The 15,892-nt window shown below is 61.4% G+C and carries 14 protein-coding genes; 11 read left to right on the plus strand and 3 right to left on the minus strand.

Annotated features, from left to right (window positions below):
• Nucleotides 1-82 precede the first annotated feature (82 nt).
• The 8 genes from GB927_RS10545 to GB927_RS10580 all read left to right on the plus strand — a co-directional run bounded on the left by GB927_RS10545 (nucleotide 83) and on the right by GB927_RS10580 (nucleotide 7,164).
• Entirely contained in the window at nucleotides 83-1,051 is a 969-nt protein-coding gene (locus GB927_RS10545) for an amidohydrolase family protein (RefSeq protein ID WP_256116749.1), read from the plus strand.
• Nucleotides 1,052-1,080: 29 nt separating this feature from the next.
• Nucleotides 1,081-1,884 (plus strand): ABC transporter ATP-binding protein, encoded by an 804-nt coding sequence (locus GB927_RS10550; RefSeq protein WP_256116750.1) that lies wholly within the window; start codon nucleotides 1,081-1,083, stop codon nucleotides 1,882-1,884.
• Nucleotides 1,885-1,902: 18 nt separating this feature from the next.
• A complete protein-coding gene (locus tag GB927_RS10555; RefSeq protein WP_256116751.1) occupies nucleotides 1,903-2,763 on the plus strand; it encodes an ABC transporter permease in 861 nt (286 codons plus the stop codon).
• Nucleotides 2,764-2,865: 102 nt separating this feature from the next.
• The gene (locus GB927_RS10560; RefSeq protein WP_256116752.1) at nucleotides 2,866-3,897 is read left to right on the plus strand and encodes an ABC transporter substrate-binding protein; all 1,032 of its coding nucleotides are present in this window, start codon (nucleotides 2,866-2,868) and stop codon (nucleotides 3,895-3,897) included.
• 80 nt (nucleotides 3,898-3,977) lie between these two features.
• Nucleotides 3,978-4,922, plus strand: a complete 945-nt coding sequence (locus GB927_RS10565; RefSeq protein WP_256116754.1) for a substrate-binding domain-containing protein — start codon at nucleotides 3,978-3,980, stop codon at nucleotides 4,920-4,922.
• A 28-nt stretch (nucleotides 4,923-4,950) separates the two neighbouring features.
• Complete coding sequence (locus GB927_RS10570; protein WP_256116755.1) at nucleotides 4,951-5,970, plus strand: amidohydrolase family protein; 1,020 nt, start codon at nucleotides 4,951-4,953, stop codon at nucleotides 5,968-5,970.
• Between the two features lie 14 nt (nucleotides 5,971-5,984).
• Nucleotides 5,985-6,839, plus strand: coding sequence for an HpcH/HpaI aldolase family protein (locus GB927_RS10575; protein ID WP_256116756.1), 855 nt, complete (start codon nucleotides 5,985-5,987; stop codon nucleotides 6,837-6,839).
• A 91-nt stretch (nucleotides 6,840-6,930) separates the two neighbouring features.
• Complete coding sequence (locus GB927_RS10580; RefSeq protein WP_256116757.1) at nucleotides 6,931-7,164, plus strand: hypothetical protein; 234 nt, start codon at nucleotides 6,931-6,933, stop codon at nucleotides 7,162-7,164.
• A 133-nt stretch (nucleotides 7,165-7,297) separates the two neighbouring features.
• Here the strand turns inward: GB927_RS10580 and dinB are convergent, their stop codons facing one another.
• The 3 genes from dinB to GB927_RS10595 all read right to left on the minus strand — a co-directional run bounded on the left by dinB (nucleotide 7,298) and on the right by GB927_RS10595 (nucleotide 12,063).
• Nucleotides 7,298-8,386 carry a DNA polymerase IV gene (gene dinB, locus GB927_RS10585; protein WP_256116759.1) on the minus strand — a complete coding sequence of 363 codons (1,089 nt, stop codon included), beginning with the start codon at nucleotides 8,384-8,386 and terminating at the stop codon, nucleotides 7,298-7,300.
• Nucleotide 8,387: 1 nt separating this feature from the next.
• The gene (locus GB927_RS10590; RefSeq protein ID WP_256116760.1) at nucleotides 8,388-10,457 is read right to left on the minus strand and encodes an ATP-dependent helicase; all 2,070 of its coding nucleotides are present in this window, start codon (nucleotides 10,455-10,457) and stop codon (nucleotides 8,388-8,390) included.
• 649 nt (nucleotides 10,458-11,106) lie between these two features.
• Nucleotides 11,107-12,063: a GlxA family transcriptional regulator gene (locus GB927_RS10595; RefSeq protein ID WP_256116761.1), complete on the minus strand. Its 957-nt coding sequence runs from the start codon at nucleotides 12,061-12,063 to the stop codon at nucleotides 11,107-11,109.
• 123 nt (nucleotides 12,064-12,186) lie between these two features.
• On the opposite strand from GB927_RS10595, the gene GB927_RS10600 reads away from it, so the two are divergent.
• From GB927_RS10600 to GB927_RS10610, 3 genes are all read left to right on the plus strand, one after another.
• Nucleotides 12,187-12,996, plus strand: coding sequence for an SDR family NAD(P)-dependent oxidoreductase (locus GB927_RS10600; protein WP_256116762.1), 810 nt, complete (start codon nucleotides 12,187-12,189; stop codon nucleotides 12,994-12,996).
• Between the two features lie 87 nt (nucleotides 12,997-13,083).
• Nucleotides 13,084-14,352: a beta-ketoacyl-ACP synthase II gene (gene fabF, locus GB927_RS10605; protein ID WP_256116766.1), complete on the plus strand. Its 1,269-nt coding sequence runs from the start codon at nucleotides 13,084-13,086 to the stop codon at nucleotides 14,350-14,352.
• A 335-nt stretch (nucleotides 14,353-14,687) separates the two neighbouring features.
• Nucleotides 14,688-15,881 (plus strand): TCR/Tet family MFS transporter, encoded by a 1,194-nt coding sequence (locus GB927_RS10610; RefSeq protein WP_256116767.1) that lies wholly within the window; start codon nucleotides 14,688-14,690, stop codon nucleotides 15,879-15,881.
• Nucleotides 15,882-15,892: the final 11 nt, after the last annotated feature.

A 15,892-nucleotide genomic window follows, 5' to 3' on the forward strand; every position in this document is an offset into this window, starting at 1 on the left:
CGAAAACGCCGGCCCAGCGCCAATCGCTTCAAAGAAATTTGTTCGCGCAAGCGCCAAGCCGGGCACTGCTTCAGACTTGCTGATGAGCGATCTTATGCCGCTCGTCGTCCCAGCCCCTCCTCAAAGTATCTCGGCGAATGGTGTTGTCCTTCGTCACCGGTCCCGCGTTCGGCGGGGCGACAAGAGGATCAAAATGAACGTGCCAGTCATAGACATCCACCCTCATATCATTTCAGACGACCAGCAGCGCTATCCGCATGCACCGATCTTCGGTGAGCGCTCCGAGTGGTCCCGCCATCAGTCGCTCACGATCGAGCAGCTTATCGAGGCGATGGACGAGGCGGGCGTCCGCAAGGCCGCCGTCGTGCAACCCTCGACCTGCTACGGCTACGACAATTCCTATGTCGCCGATGCGACGGCGCATCATTCCGACCGTTTTACAGGTGTCGGAGCCATCGACATGGCGGCGCCGGACGCGGAAGAAAAGATCCGCTACTGGGTCGGGCGCAACCTGAGCGGCGTACGGCTCTTCACTGGTGGCGGCAGCACGAAGTCCTTTGACAATAATGCGCTGGACGACCCGGCATCCTTCCCAGCCTGGGCCTTGTGCACCGAACTCGGTTTGCCGGTGTGCATCCAGACCGTTCCGTCCGGGCATGCGCAGGTCGCCGGCATGGCCAAGCGTTTTTCAGGGGTCAACATCATCCTGGATCATCTCGGCCGGCCCGACGTGCAGGATGGCCCGCCCTACAATGGAGCACGAAGCCTTTTCGCTCTGTCCGCTTTCGAGAACATCTACTTGAAGCTGACGCCGCGCGGTGTGCGCGAGGCACGCAAGGCGCCGGCGAGCTGCGAGACCTTCTTTCCGAAGCTCGTTTCCGTCTTCGGGGCGAACCGCATTGCCTGGGGCTCGAACCATCCGGCAACCGCAGGCGTGCTCAAGGAGAATCTCTACGACATGAAAATCGCCCTCTCGTCGCTGACCGACAGCGATCGAGACGCGATTTTCTCGACAACCGCGCAAAAGCTGTACCCTTCTCTTAGGGATTGAACCGCTTGGACCTATTGGAGGAGGAACCAATGGAACACAGGATCAAACTATCCGCGGAGAAGGTCTCGAAGACCTTTCGAATCCGCGGAGGGGGAGGGACGCCTGACAGTTTCCTGCCCGTGCTTCGTAATGTCAGCTTCGACATCTTCGAAGGCGAGATCGTCTCGATCATCGGCGAGAGCGGCTGTGGCAAGACAACGCTTCTCAGGATCATCCAGGGGCTCATCCGCCACGATGCCGGCGACGTGAAGGTCGATGACAAAGTAGTGGTCAAACCTGGGCGCGACCGCGGCTTCGTCTTCCAGCAGGCAAGCCTGCTTCCCTGGCGCACTGCACGGGCCAATGTGGAGTTCGGTCTTGAGCTGCAGAACATCCCGCCGGCCAAGCGCCGCGAGAAGGCCCAGGACCTGCTTGCGCTCGTCGGTCTCAGCCATGCACAGGAGCAGTTTCCGCACGAGCTTTCCGGCGGCATGCAGCAGCGTGTCAACCTTGCGCGGGCGCTCGCTATCGACCCGGCCATCATGCTGATGGACGAGCCCTTCAGCGCCCTCGATGCACAGACACGCGAGGTTTTGCAGGCAGAGCTTCTGCGAATTCAACAGGAGGTCGGCAAAACCACAATCTTCGTCACCCATGACCTCGACGAGGCGATCTATCTCAGCAATCGCGTCATCGTTCTGGCTGCAAAGCCGGGTCGGGTGAAGGAAGTGATCGATATTCCCTTCGACCACCCCCGCCCGCCGCTTCCCGAGCTTCGCGGCGACCCGCGTTTCCAGGAATTGCGCGGCCGCATGTGGGAGCTGATCCGCTCGGCTCCCGCTGTCGCGGCGTAAATCGAAGGGAACAGAACAATGACAGTACAATCCATATCCGGCGAGCTCGACATAGGTTCGGCCAAGACTACAGAAACCAATCCTGTGCCGAATATCGACTACGAGGACATCGAGCCGCCAAAGGTCAAAAAATCCCACCTGTGGGCCGTACGGCTCGCTTCGATTGTGTTTACGGTCGGCAGCTGGGAAATCCTTGGCCGGCAAGTCGATCCGCTGTTCATGTCCTATCCGTCGGCAATTGCCGCAGCCGCCGTGCGCCTCACCGCATCAGGTGAACTGATCAGCGCTACCTATTCGAGCCTGCGCATCGTCGCGATTTCTTTTGGCCTTGCAACGATCATCGGCCTTGCACTTGGTCTTCTGATCGGTCGTTACCGCTATGTCGAGGCCGCGGCGGACTGGCTGGTCAATGCCCTTTACTGCACGCCGAAAGTGGCGATTGTTCCGCTCGTCATCATCTGGTTCGGTCTCGGCGACAGCGCCAAGATCTTCATCGTCACGCTGCTGACTGTGTTCCCGATCCTCATCAATGCGATTGCCGGGGTAAAGAACGTTCCCCGCAACCTCATTGATGTCGGCGCGGCATTCGATGCGACCGAACCGGAAATCTTTAGAAAGATCATCCTGCCATCGGCTCTGCCTTACATGATGACTGGTCTGAGGCTTGGTATCGGCCGCGGTCTGATTGGAATGGTCGTCGCGGAGTTCTACACCGCCATCAACGGTCTCGGCGCGATGATCGTGAAATACGGCAACCAGTACGACACCGCATCTATGTTCGTGCCGATCCTCGTGCTGATGTTGCTGGGCGTGACGCTCACGATCGCGCTGAGAAGCCTCGACAAGTACTTCGCGCCCTGGCGCTACGTGGACGACTAGACCGTACGGCGGCGTCCTGCGGCGTGCCGTAGCTCTCCGCAGACCCGCAAGCCGAATGCCCGGCATGCTTCATTTCCATTTCAACGGTCAGGGAGGACCCAGATGAAACAGGAATCCTACACCATCAGTCGCCGAAATTTCCTCGCGGGAGCCGCAGGTCTTGCAGGCGGCATGCTCGTCGCACGTGTCGGCTGGGCGCAGTCCGGCTTCTCGGGTCACGTAAACATTGCCACCGCCTCCAGTAATCTCGCCACCACCATGCAGACGCTGCTGCAGCAGGGTGGTTTCCTGAAGCGGTTTGGTCTTACCGCCGATCTGACCTTTGTGCAGGATGGTAACAAGCTGATGGGCAGTGTCCTTGCGGGTGATATCGATCTGTGTCCGCTTTCCGGCTTTTCGCAGCTTTTCCCTGCAGTCAGCAAGGGTGCGGCGGTAAAGCTCGTGAACGGCTCCGTCCGTTATGGTCAGCAAGCAATCTTCAGCAAGAATCCCGACGTCAAGTCGATCGCCGACCTGCGTGGCAAAAGCATCGGCATCGGTGCGATCGGCGCTCAGTTGCACCAGGTGACACTCGCCCTGTTGCTCAAGAACGGTGTCGACCCCGATGAGGTGACATTCGCCAATGTCGGAAGCAGCGCCGACGTTTTCCGGGCGATTGTCGCAGGCGTCGTCGATGCAGGCTCGAGCCAGATCGACAACATTCCGATCGCCGAGGAAAAGGGCGTCCACATCGTCGAAGGCGGCCGTATGTGGATCGATCTCAAGGAATTCCCGTTCCAAGGCGGCTATGCATCCGATGATGCGATCACATCCAAGCGGGAGTTGCTGGTGCACACGCTAGCCGCCTATGCAGCCCTGTTTCGCCACGTATCGAGTCCCGATTCACTCGAAGCCTTCAAAGAGGCGCGCCGCACTGCCTTGAGTGGAACGGGTGCCGATTTTGACGCTGCATCCGAGTTCCAATGGAAATTCATGCAGGAGAACCAACCCTTCGCCAACGACCTCGAAATTACGCCTGAAGGCGTGGATTACGTTCAGGACCTGAACATCCGCGTCAAGGTGCAACAGGAGAAGCTCCCCTTCGACAAGACCGTCGACATGTCGCTGGCGGCGGAAGCGATCAAGCTTCTCTGATCTTCTAGACAATCTCCTGGCGCCCTCGGGCGCCGGGGCCACTAGTCCCTGCCGACCGCTCTGCGGCGGACGGCATTTCTTTGACCAATTTGATCCTTCAGGTGGCGTCCGTGTTCGAACCGAGATCCTATCCCAGCCAAGGCAAGGTGCGTCTTCACACGCTTCTTGGCGACAATCCCAGTACCCGTTCGCTCAAGGATGGGACGCTGAAAAGCGAGCTTTTGAGTTTCGATTTCGACGACAGCTTTAAGATCACGCATGACGGGTTCAAGCCGATGGTCCGTGAGGGCCGGTTCGATTGCGGTGAGCTTGCCATCGTCACCTATCTGCAGGCGCGCGCGCTCGGGCGCCCGTTACTGCTTCTGCCGGCTCCGATCGGCGGACGGTTCCAGCACCATACGCTCGCGCATGACGCCTCGCGTGGCACGCTGTTGCCGCAGGGCCTTGCTGGTAAGCGCATCGGTATTCGCTCCTACACGCAGACGACGGTCACCTGGGTGCGCGGCATCCTGCGCACCGAATATGGCGTGTCACCGCAGGATGTGCATTGGATCGCGCAAGAGGACGCGCATATGGCCGAGTATCGCGAGCCCGACAATGTCAGTCGGATCGAGGATCGCTCACTGTCCCAACTGCTGCTCGACGGTGATGTCGATGCGGCAATCCTCGGCAACAAAAAGCCGGATGATCCGCGTCTGCAGCCGGTGATCGCCGAGCCAGAAGCAGTCGCGTCCGACTGGAACTACCGAACCGGCATCGTGCCGATGAACCACATTTTCGTCGCGCGGGCCGATCTCAGCCGTCAGCGGCCGGACGTGATCTGTGCGCTCTACGACTCACTGCTTGAAAGCCGCGATCGCGACATTCCCTCGGAGCAAGGGCGGCAGATGCGGCCGTTCACACTTGCTGCGCTACGCCCTTCGCTGGAGGCAATCATCGACTTCGCCCTGTTCGACGGCCTGATTGATCGCCGTCTGTCGGTCGATGAGCTGTTCGACGAAACGACCGCTGCGCTCGGCGCCTGATTTTTCCACACAACATGCGAGACGGACGATGATCATCGATTGCCACGGCCATTATACCACCGCACCTGCGCAGCACGAAGGCTGGCGCAAAGCGCAGATCGACGCGAAAGGCGACCTGTCGCAGCTTGGCGGGCGTGAAGGCGCGGTCATCACCGACGACGAAATCCGCGAGAGCCTAGAAAAGACGCAACTTCGCATGCAGCGCGAACGCGGGACCGATCTCGCGATCTTTTCGCCACGCGCCGGCGGTATGGGCCATCATATCGGCGACGAGAGGATGAGTCAGCAATGGTCCCGCGTGTGCAACGATCTCATTCGACGGGTGTGCGATCTATATCCGAAAAACTTCGCCCCTGTCTGCCAGCTCCCGCAATCCCGGGGTTGCCGGCCGGAAAACGCAATCCCGGAACTCGACCGTTGCGTCGAGGAGATGGGGTTCATCGGCTGCAACCTCAATCCCGACCCGTCCGGTGGCCACTGGACGGAGCCGCCGCTCACTGATCCATGGTGGTTCAAACTCTACGAGCGATTGGAGGAACTTGGCGTACCGGCGATGATCCATGTCAGCCAATCCTGCAATCCCAATCACCATTTTACCGGGGCCTATTACATCAACGCCGATACGTCCGCCTTCATGCAGATCCTCGAGTCCGATCTGTTCGAGCGTTTCCCCGGTCTGAAGATGATCATCCCGCATGGTGGCGGAGCGGTGCCCTATCACTGGGGCCGCTACCGCGGTATGGCGCTCGACAGGAAACGCCCAGAGCCGGCGGTTATGATGGGCGAGAACCTGTTCTTCGACACCTGCGTCTACCATCAGCCCGGCATCAATCTGCTGGCCGAGGTCATTCCAGTCGATAACGTTCTTTTCGCCTCCGAGATGCACGGCGCGGTGCGCTGCGTGGACCCGGACAGCGGCTACTTCTTCGACGACACGAAGCGCTATATCGATCGTCTCGACCATCTCGATGAGGATGGCCGCCGCAAGATCTTCGAGGGTAATGCCCGGCGCGTCTTCCCCCGTCTCAACCAGCTTATTGCACGTTAAGAGGAGGACCCACCATGACCCGCCTCAACCAGCTTATCCGCACACTGGAATCCGGCAGCAAGGCCTTCGCCACCTTCGCTCCGGCAGAACCCGAAGCCGCGCTCTGGGTAAGCGCTGCGCGCTATGACGGCGTCATCTATGAGATGGAGCATCGGCCATGGGATGCCGTGCGCCTGCGTGACACCTTGCAATATATGGTCAATGCCCCGCGCGCGATCGCGACCGGCCTGCCGTCGCCCGCCGTTACCCCGATCGTGCGCATTCCCGCCAATGGCGGCGAAATGAACCAGTGGCTTGCAAAGCAGGCGCTGGACATGGGTGCCTTCGGCATCGTCTGGCCACATGTCAGCACGGCGGAACAGGCCTACAATGCTGTCTCGGCTTGCCGGTATCCGCGGCTGAAATCCGTACCGGGCTACGAGCCCGCGGGTCTTCGCGGCGACAGTCCGGGAACCGCTGCGCGCATCTGGGGCGTCGGCACCGACGAATATTACCGCAAGGCCGATGTGTGGCCGCTGGCACCAGAGGGCGAAATACTCGTGGTCCTGATGATCGAGGACACGCTGGCGATCGACAATCTCGACGAAATCCTCTCACGAGTTCCCGGTATTGGCGCGGTGATGATCGGGGAGGGAGATCTGAGCCAGGAGTTGGGCTATCCGCGCCAGTACGAACACCCCGATGTCGTTCGGGCGATGACGGAAATCGTGCGCATTTGCAAGGCGCATGCCGTCCCGGTCGGTCATCCGCACGTCGGCTCGAAGAACCTTTCCGCCGTCTTGGAGGCGGGCTACGACATCCTCGCCGCAGGTGCTGTTCGCTCTTTTGGGACGTTGGAAAGGGGTCTCGAGATGTCGAACAGGCTGTAGCGACCGAGCCAGCTTCTGGGACGATCGGGTGGCAACCTCTTGAAATTGCAATGGGGTCTCTTACTTAGACTCATATTTTGAGGAGGCGTTCGTGGACCACATTTTCGTCAAGACAGCATTTCAGCCGGAAGAATTAAGCGCCCTTAAATTACTATTCGAAGAAATTACATCGCAACCGTGGTTTGACCTGTCAGATGGTGCGAAGGAGGCCTTCGCTAAGTATCTTATCGAGACATTTCCGGCGGGCGCCTTCGACGCAACGAAACATCGCTCGGTACTCGAGGCGTCGGCGAGGATGTTCTACAGTCGAGACACGGCCGCCTAGATGTTCACTGCGGGTGTTCATCGCCGATGTAACAAGGCTAACCACGCAGTAGTCTACGATCCCTATCATTTCGAGACCGTTTCGAATTAACATTGTGTCAGTGGCAATGCTGGGAGCGCCAGAGGTCAATCACCTAGATTTGCAGCTCGAGCTGATCCGCATCGCTTGCCTCGTCGTCAACGAAAGACGAAAGCGTCACGCCGAGCAGACGGATGCCTTTCTCGGTGGGAAACAGAGGATCAAGAAGGGACTGACTGACGGCTTCGAGAACACCCATCGCGCCAATCGGCGCCGCGGTTGTTTTGCTTCGGGTAATGATCTGGAAGTCGGCGTATTTGACTTTCAGTGTCACTGTACGGCCATGGACGCCGTTGATCTCACAATGACGCCAGACCTTGGCTGCGAGCGGTGCGATTTCGTTTCGAGCAGCATCGAGGTCGAAGATATCGACCATGAACGTGTCCTCTGCGCCGACGGATTTGCGGGGTCGATCCGGCTGGACTGCCCGACGATCAATGCCGCGGGAGATATCATAGTACCAGGCGCCTGACTTGCCGAAATACTCCTGAAGAAAGGCAAGCGATTTCGCTTTGAGGTCTGCACCGGTCAGGATCCCAAGCCGCTCCATTTTTGCGGCGGTCGCCGGCCCAACGCCGTGGAACTTCTTCACCGCGAGCGCCTCAACGAAGGCCGGTCCATTCTTCGGCGTGATCACCGCCTGGCCGTTGGGCTTGTTGAGGTCCGATGCCATCTTGGCGAGGAACTTGCAATAGGAGATGCCTGCGGAGGCGTTGAGGCCGGTGACCTCCTTGATGCGCGCCCGGATCATGGTGGCGATCTCGGTTGCGACAGAAATCTCCCGCTTGTTGTCCGTGACGTCGAGATAGGCCTCATCAAGCGATAGGGGTTCGATCAGGTCGGTGTGTTCCGCAAAAATTTCCCTGATCTGCTTGGAAACAGCACGGTAGACATCAAAGTGAGGCGGCACGAAGATCAAGTCCGGGCAGCGCCGCTTCGCCGTAACCGAGGGAAGTGCCGAGCGAACGCCAAAGGCGCGGGCTTCATAGCTCGCCGCGGCAACAACGCCGCGCGCGGCCGACCCGCCGACGGCGACGGGCTTGCCGCGAAGCTCCGGATTGTCGCGCTGTTCGACAGACGCATAGAAGGCATCCATGTCCACATGGATGATCTTTCTGACTATCGTTTGGATCTCATCGCTCATTTCACTTCCACATGGACCGCATGCGGGCACCCACGTCGATCCTGATCTGCCGGGCGCTGCGCTCGCTGGCGGCGGCAGAGACCTTCGGCCAACTCGTCACCTCGAAATATTGCAGCAAGGTCACGGGAATGAACCGGGTCCGCGAAGCATAGACATGGCGGTCACCCTGAGCGTTCTGGCCATGGGTGAAGAACCGTTGCGGCGTGATGAGCGAAAGATTGTCGCGCGCTCGAGTCATGCCGACATAGAGCAGGCGTCGCTCCTCCTCCATCTCCGCGGTCGTGCCCACGCCGAGATCGGACGGAATGCAGCCGTCGACGACGTTAAGCATGAAGACTGAGCGCCATTCTTGACCCTTGGCGGAATGGATCGTCGAAAGGATCAGATAGTCCTCGTCGAGAAGCGGAACGCCCGCCTGGTCACTGGTCGCGCTCGGCGGATCGAGCGTCAGCTCGGTCAGAAACCGTTCCCTACTTAGGTAGCCTGCCGCAATCTGCTCGAGTTGCAGGAGATCGGCTTTGCGGGTGTTAGCATCTTCATGGATACGATCAAGGTGAGGCTCGTACCACGACCGCGCCGTCGCAACCTCGCCCGGCCAACCGCTATCGGCGTTCCTCAGGCCGGAAAGCAGCGTGATGAGGGCAGGCCAGGCCTCGCCTGTCTTGGGCGGCCGCGGGATCTCGGCAAGCGATAGCAAGGGCTCAGGATCAGCGCTGATCGTGTCGAGGATTTTCGCTGCCGTCTGCGAGCCGACCCCCGGCAATAGCTTAAGCAGCCGGAAACCCGTTACCCGATCGCGGGGGTTCTGGGCAAAACGCAGGATAGCAAGCAGGTCTTTGACATGCGCACTGTCTAGGAATTTGAGCCCCCCGAATTTCACGAAGGGAATATTGCGCCTTGTCAACTCAACCTCAAGGGTGCTGCTGTGATCGGAAGCGCGGAACAGGACGGCCTGTTCCTTCAGCGTCATGCCGTCCTCGCGGTTCGCCAGCACCTGCTCGACGATGTAGTTCGCCTGGTCCGTCTCGTCCTTCACGGTCACGAGCATGGGCCGTTGTTCAGATTCCCGGTCCGTCCAGAGGTTCTTGGTGAAGCGCTCGCGAGCGAGGTCGATGACGCCGTTGGCCGCGGCAAGGATCGGCTGTGTCGAGCGATAGTTGCGATCGAGCGTGATGACGTCGGCCGGCTTTGGCGAGAACTGGTTCGGAAAGTCGAGGATGTTGCGCACGGTTGCGGCGCGGAAAGAATAGATCGACTGGGCATCGTCACCCACAACAGTCAGGCCGCGACCGCCCGGCTTCAGACCCATCAGGATTGAGGCCTGCAGGCGATTGGTGTCCTGGTACTCGTCGACAAGAACGTAGTCGAAGCGCCCACCGATATCGTCGGCAAGCTCCGGGTCAGACATGACCTGCGCCCAGTAGAGCAGCAGGTCATCGTAATCGAGGACATTTTGCATCTGCTTGGCCTCGACATAGCCGGCGAAAAGCTGCTTCAGCTGCTCCTCCCAGCCGAGCACGTAGGTGTAGGATGCCTTCAGGACCTCGTTGATCGAACTCTCGGAGTTGACGACGCGCGAGTAGATCGCAAGGCACGTCCCCTTGGTCGGAAACCGGCTTTCCGTCTTCGAGAAACCAAGCTCATGGCGAACGAGGTTCATCAGGTCGGCGCTGTCCTCGCGATCATGGATCGTGAAATCGACGTTGAGGCCGATCTGTTCGGAATACATGCGCAGCAGCCGTGCGCCGATGCCATGGAAGGTGCCGGCCCAGGCCATGGCGTCGGTCATGACCGCAGCATTGTCACCGAACACCTGCCGGCAGATGCGCTGAACACGCCGCGCCATTTCCGACGAGGCGCGGCGAGAGAAGGTCATGAGGAGGATACGGCGTGGATCGGCGCCATTGACGATGAGATGGCCCACGCGATGGGCCAGCGTGTTGGTCTTGCCCGAGCCTGCGCCGGCGATGATCAGCAAAGGGCCACCGGTGACTCCATCGGGCAGGCCAATGCCATGCTCGACTGCCTCGCGCTGACGGTCGTTCAGTTTCTCAAGATAGGCTGCCGTCATGTGAAACCAATTTTCCTAAGAAAAAATTCCGGACCCGTTCGGGTTTCCCATTCTTTTGATTGGCCGTGTGGCGTTCACAAATTCGATTTGTCAAAGGCAGCCACCGCGATCGGGAACGCGAATCTTTGCAAGACCATTGTACGGGCGAATCGCTGTCATGCTAAGCGGTATGGATCCATCAATAGGCCTATTGGGAACGGCGTGCGAGAGCAGCCTGCCGATGAGCAATAAGCTGCCTTTTCCAGTAAATATCGCCACGACAAGGACGTTTGCCAGACGAAAAGGATTGGTGGCGCAGCAGCAAACACTCCAGCCTGGTCTTCGATCGAGAGTTGAACGGTCGCTCTTGCAAATGCTGCGACGCCAGATCAATCTGGGAGTAGGTGCGCTTCAGGGTTCGTTCCTTGCAAGCGATCACCGTTGTTTTCTGTTGCAAGTCGCACTTCATCCTTGAACCCATCCGATCGAGGTTTATGAGTCACATAAGCTGAATTATGGAACACTTGCTTCATTATTCTTCAGCCATGGAAAAAGTGGTCTGGCGTGAAACGCAGATCGGGGAATCGTATAGAACTTGATATCTCCAAGATCTCGTCGAGTGGGTGCGGCCACGTATCAGCAGATGCTCTGATCGAGAGAGCGAGCTGCTTTAGCCTGGAATATCCTCCGCCATCGCGCCGCGGGCGTTGCGGCGGATCGCCTGGGGCGGTTGGCCGAAGGTGCGCACGAAAGCGCGGCGCATTCGCTCGCGGTCGGCAAAGCCGGTCTCGGAGGCGACCACGTCGACCGGATGCCGGCTCTGCGCCATCATCATGCGCGCCGCCTCCAGCCGCAGGTTCTCGACCGCCTTGGCCGGGGTCTGCCCCGTCTCCGCCCGGAAGGCGCGGCTGAACTGGCGGGGGCTCAGATGGGCCACCTCGGCAAGCTCCTCCACGCTCAGCGCCGAGCGCAGGTTGCTTCGCGCATAGGTCAGCGCGGTCTGGATGCGATCCGATTTGGGGGTCAGCGCGAGCAGTTCGGAATGCTGCGACTGGCCGCCGCCGCGACGATGGTAGAGCACGAGGCGCTGGGCCACCGACTGCGCCAGGTCCGCGCCAAAATCCTTTTCGATCATGCCCAGCGCCATGTCGATGCCGGCGCTCATCCCCGCCGAGGTCCAGATCGAGCCGTCGATGATGAAGATCCGGTCCTCCTCGACGCGAATCTGGGGATAGGCCGCCTGAAGCTTGCGGGCGGCCAGCCAATGGGTCGTCGCGCGCCGGCCGTCGAGCAGGCCCGCTTCGGCGAGCACGAAGGCGCCGACGCAGATCGCCGCGACGCGTCGCGTCGTATGAAACGCCTCCCGTGCAAAGGCGACGAGGGCCGGCGGTGTGGGTTCAAGATCGACCCCGGTGCCGAAGATCAGTGTGTCGTGCCCAGGGGTGCCGATTGGTTGCGTATCGATGGTGTTGCCCAGCGAGGTTGCGAGCGGGCCGCCCTCTGCGGACAGGAAATCGATCGAATAGAGGGTTTCGCCGGCCGTGAGATTGGCGAATTCGAACGCCGAGGCTGCCGCCAGGCTCATCATCTGGAAGTCGGGCGACAATACGAAACCGATCCGCAACACGGGCCTGTCCTCTTCATGGGCTATGTCCTTAATAGTGGCATATATGACATTTGAGACAAAGGAAAGGCGGCCTACTCTCCTCCCATGCCCTGGAACTGGTCCAGGCCTTCAAGGAGATCCAACATGTCGAATGCACATAAGGGTACGGCGCTCGTGACGGGCGCTTCGTCGGGGATCGGCGCCATCTATGCCGACCGGCTGGCCAAGCAGGGTTACGACTTGATCCTGGTGGCGCGCAGCGTCGACAAGCTGCGGAGCCTCGCCTCCGTGATCAGCGACACGACCGGGCGATCGGTCGAAGTGGTGCAGGCGGACCTAGGCCGCCGCGACGACCTGCGGCGCGTGGAACAGGTGCTGCGCACCGACCAAAGTATCACGATGCTGGTCAACAATGCCGGCGTCGGCGCCGCCGCACCGCTGCTCGACGGCGATGTGGACTCGATGCAGGCCATGATCGACCTCAACGTGACCGCGCTGACGCGGCTGACCTATGCCGCGGCACCCGCCTTCGTGGCGCGCGGCGGCGGCACGATCATCAATATCGCGTCCATCGTGGCTGTTGCGCCCGAACTGCTGAACGGCGTCTATGGCGGCAGCAAGGCTTTCGTCCTCGCCTTCTCCCAATCGCTCCACCACGAACTCGCCGACAAGGGCGTGCGCATCCACGCGGTGCTGCCGGGTGCCACGGCGACGGACTTCTGGGCGGTCGCGGGCGTACCGATCGAGCTTCTGCCGGGCGAAATCGTCATGCCGGCCACGGCCATGGTCGACGCGGCCCTTGCCGGCTTCGCCGCCGGGGAACTGGTGACCATTCCCGCCTTGCCTGACGCCGCGGATTGGGAGCGGTTCGAAGCGGCACGCGTGGCGCTCAAGCCAAACCTGTCGCACTCAAGCCCCGCCGCGCGCTACGCCGCCCAACCGGCAGTCGCCTGAATTCTCAAGTAGGAGATCTGAAATGCGCAACGACAGTAAAAGCGGACCGGCATGCATCCAGCACCTGTCGCTCAGTCAGGAGCAGCAATGCGTCGCATCGTGATAACGGGAATGGGCGCGCTCAGCCCTTTGGCGGCAGGGGTCGAGGCGACATGGTCGCGACTTCTTGCCGGGCAATCGGGGGTTCGGCGTCTTCCCGAAGACATTGTCGCCGATCTCGGCTGCAAGATCGGGGGAACGGTGCCTTCGCTGGCGGATGACGCTGCGGCCGGCTTCGATCCCGATCGAACCGTCCCGGCGAAGGATCAGCGCAAGATGGACCGCTTTATCCTCTTTGCCCTGGCGGCGGCGGCCGAGGCGCTGGAACAGGCGGGCTGGACGCCGGTTACACCAGGCGAACAGCAACGCACGGCCACGGTGATCGCCACCGGCGTCGGCGGGTTCCCGGCGATTTCCGAAGCGGTGCGCACGGCAGACCAGCGCGGCGTTCGGCGGCTGTCGCCCTTCACCATCCCCTCGTTCCTGGCAAACCTTGCCGCCGGCCAGGTCTCGATCCGCCACGGGTTCAAAGGGCCGATCGGCACGCCGGTGACGGCCTGCGCCGCCGGCGTCCAGGCGATCGGCGACGCCGCACGCCTCATCCGGGCGGACGAGGCCGACATCGCGATCTGCGGCGGGACGGAAGCCTGCATCAACGCCGTCAGCCTCGGCGGCTTCGCGGCGGCGCGGTCCGTCTCCACGGGTTTCAACGAGACGCCGCAGCGCGCCTCGCGGCCCTTCGATGCCGACCGCGATGGCTTCGTCATGGGCGAAGGCGCCGGCATCCTCGTGATAGAGGCGCTGGACCATGCCCTGGCGCGCGGGGCGAAACCCATCGCGGAGCTCGTCGGCTATGGCACGACGGCCGACGCCCACCACATCACATCCGGCCCGGAGGACGGATCGGGCGCGCGGCGCGCCATGGAACTCGCCATCGCGCAGGCGGGCATCGCGCCGGGGGACATCGGCCACCTGAATGCCCATGCCACCTCGACGCCCGTGGGCGACAAGGGTGAAATCGAGGCCATCAAGGCGGTGTTCGGGCGCGACGGCCGGATCGCCGTGAGCGCGACGAAATCCGCAACCGGGCACCTGCTCGGTGCGGCGGGCGGGCTGGAAGCCATCTTCACCCTGCTCGCGCTCCGCGACCAGGTCGCGCCGCCGAGCTTGAACCTCGAAATGCCCGACCCTGCCGCCGAGGGGATAGACTTCGTCACCGGCCGGGCACGGGCGATGGCGTTCGACCATGCCATTTCCAACGGTTTTGGTTTTGGCGGCGTGAATGCCAGCGTCCTGTTTCGCCGATGGGTGGGGTGAACGACACGAGATAACGCGGCCGGCCCATGAACGGGCCGGCCTCGGCAGAGGCGACACCGGGTCGTATTGTTCATAAAAAAGGGACTTGCCGCGCAACGTCGTCAGGCGTAAATGGCGTTTACCGCGAAAAGCGGCTGCTTCCCTTGATCCGCCCACTGGCGGAGTAAACAGGTGGACGAATTGTCGTCCAGGCGGCCAAGCACACGCCCTCCATGCATTTTTGAGCATGGTTCGGCCAGCGTTCCCAAGAAACCCATCGCCTGAGGTCCCTCAGGCCAAATCGCAAGCCGTCTGCGCCTCGCGGCGTCGTGCGCTTGCGTCGACCGGAACCCGCTATGAACAAATCCCTCATCGTCATCTTCACCGCCATTGTCCTCGATGCCGTCGGCATCGGCCTCATCTTTCCCATTCTCCCCTCGCTGCTGCAGGAGGTGACGCACGCCGACAACGTTGCGCCCACCATCGGCATCATGACGGCGCTCTATGCGATCATGCAGTTCATCTTCGCACCGGTACTCGGCTCGCTGAGCGACCGGCTCGGCCGGCGCCCGGTCCTGCTGATCTCGCTCGGCGGTGCGGCCATCAACTACCTGTTCCTCGCTTTCGCCCCCAGCCTCTGGATGCTGCTGCTCGGCCGCGCCATCGCCGGCGTGACGAGCGCCAATATCTCGGTGGCGACCGCCTACATCACCGACATTTCCCCCGAGGACAAACGCGCGCGCCGCTTTGGCCTCTTCAACGCGATGTTCGGCATGGGCTTCATCATCGGCCCCGTACTCGGCGGCGCGCTGGGTGATTACTGGCTGCGGCTGCCGTTCGTCGCCGCTGCCGTGCTGAACGGCTGCAATCTCTTGCTGGCGCACTTCGCGCTGCCGGAATCGCGCATCCCGACCCGCGAGAAGATCGACCTCTCGGCGCTCAATCCGCTCCGACCGCTGCGTTGGGTCTTCTCGATGAAGCGCCTGCTGCCGATCGTCATCATCTTCTTCGTCTTCAGCGCCACCGGCGAGGTCTACGGCATCTGCTGGGCGCTCTGGGGCAGCGACACCTTCCACTGGAACGGGCTCTGGATCGGCCTTTCGCTCGGCACCTTCGGCGTCTGCCAGACGCTGGCCCAGGCTTTCCTTCCCGGCCCTGCCGTCAAACATTTCGGCGAGCGTGCCACCATCCTGACGGGCGTCGCCGGCGCCTGCGTGGCGCTCATCGTCATGGCCTTCGCCACCGAAGGCTGGATGATCTTCGCGATCATGCCGGTATTCGCGCTTGCCGGCATCGGCGTGCCGGCGTTGCAGTCGCTCGCGACCCGGCAGGTGGACGAGACCCAGCAGGGCCAGTTCCAGGGCGTGCTGGCGTCGGCCGTAAGCCTCGCCTCGATCGTCACTCCATTGGGGTTCTCAAGCTTCTATTTCGTCGTCAGGGAGGAATGGCCGGGCGCGATCTGGCTGTCGGTCGTCGTCGTTTACGCGATCAGCGTGCCCCTCGTGCTCGGCTTGCGCTTCAAGAGGCCCGTGGCGGCTCCGGCACTTTAGAAAGGTGCTGC

This window comes from Shinella lacus (assembly GCF_010994755.1).
Classification (GTDB): Bacteria; Pseudomonadota; Alphaproteobacteria; order Rhizobiales; family Rhizobiaceae; genus Shinella; species Shinella lacus.

Excerpts from the sequence above, each read along its gene's own strand:
- GB927_RS10570 (WP_256116755.1), top strand. The coding sequence starts at position 4,951 with ATGATCATCGATTGCCACGGCCATTATACCACCGCACCTGCGCAGCAC.
- GB927_RS10560 (WP_256116752.1), top strand. The coding sequence starts at position 2,866 with ATGAAACAGGAATCCTACACCATCAGTCGCCGAAATTTCCTCGCGGGA.
- GB927_RS10610 (WP_256116767.1), top strand. The coding sequence starts at position 14,688 with ATGAACAAATCCCTCATCGTCATCTTCACCGCCATTGTCCTCGATGCC.
- GB927_RS10590 (WP_256116760.1), bottom strand. The coding sequence starts at position 10,457 with ATGACGGCAGCCTATCTTGAGAAACTGAACGACCGTCAGCGCGAGGCA.
- GB927_RS10600 (WP_256116762.1), top strand. The coding sequence starts at position 12,187 with ATGTCGAATGCACATAAGGGTACGGCGCTCGTGACGGGCGCTTCGTCG.
- GB927_RS10555 (WP_256116751.1), top strand. The coding sequence starts at position 1,903 with ATGACAGTACAATCCATATCCGGCGAGCTCGACATAGGTTCGGCCAAG.
- GB927_RS10545 (WP_256116749.1), top strand. The coding sequence starts at position 83 with ATGAGCGATCTTATGCCGCTCGTCGTCCCAGCCCCTCCTCAAAGTATC.
- fabF (WP_256116766.1), top strand. The coding sequence starts at position 13,084 with ATGCGTCGCATCGTGATAACGGGAATGGGCGCGCTCAGCCCTTTGGCG.
- dinB (WP_256116759.1), bottom strand. The coding sequence starts at position 8,386 with ATGAGCGATGAGATCCAAACGATAGTCAGAAAGATCATCCATGTGGAC.
- GB927_RS10575 (WP_256116756.1), top strand. The coding sequence starts at position 5,985 with ATGACCCGCCTCAACCAGCTTATCCGCACACTGGAATCCGGCAGCAAG.
- GB927_RS10550 (WP_256116750.1), top strand. The coding sequence starts at position 1,081 with ATGGAACACAGGATCAAACTATCCGCGGAGAAGGTCTCGAAGACCTTT.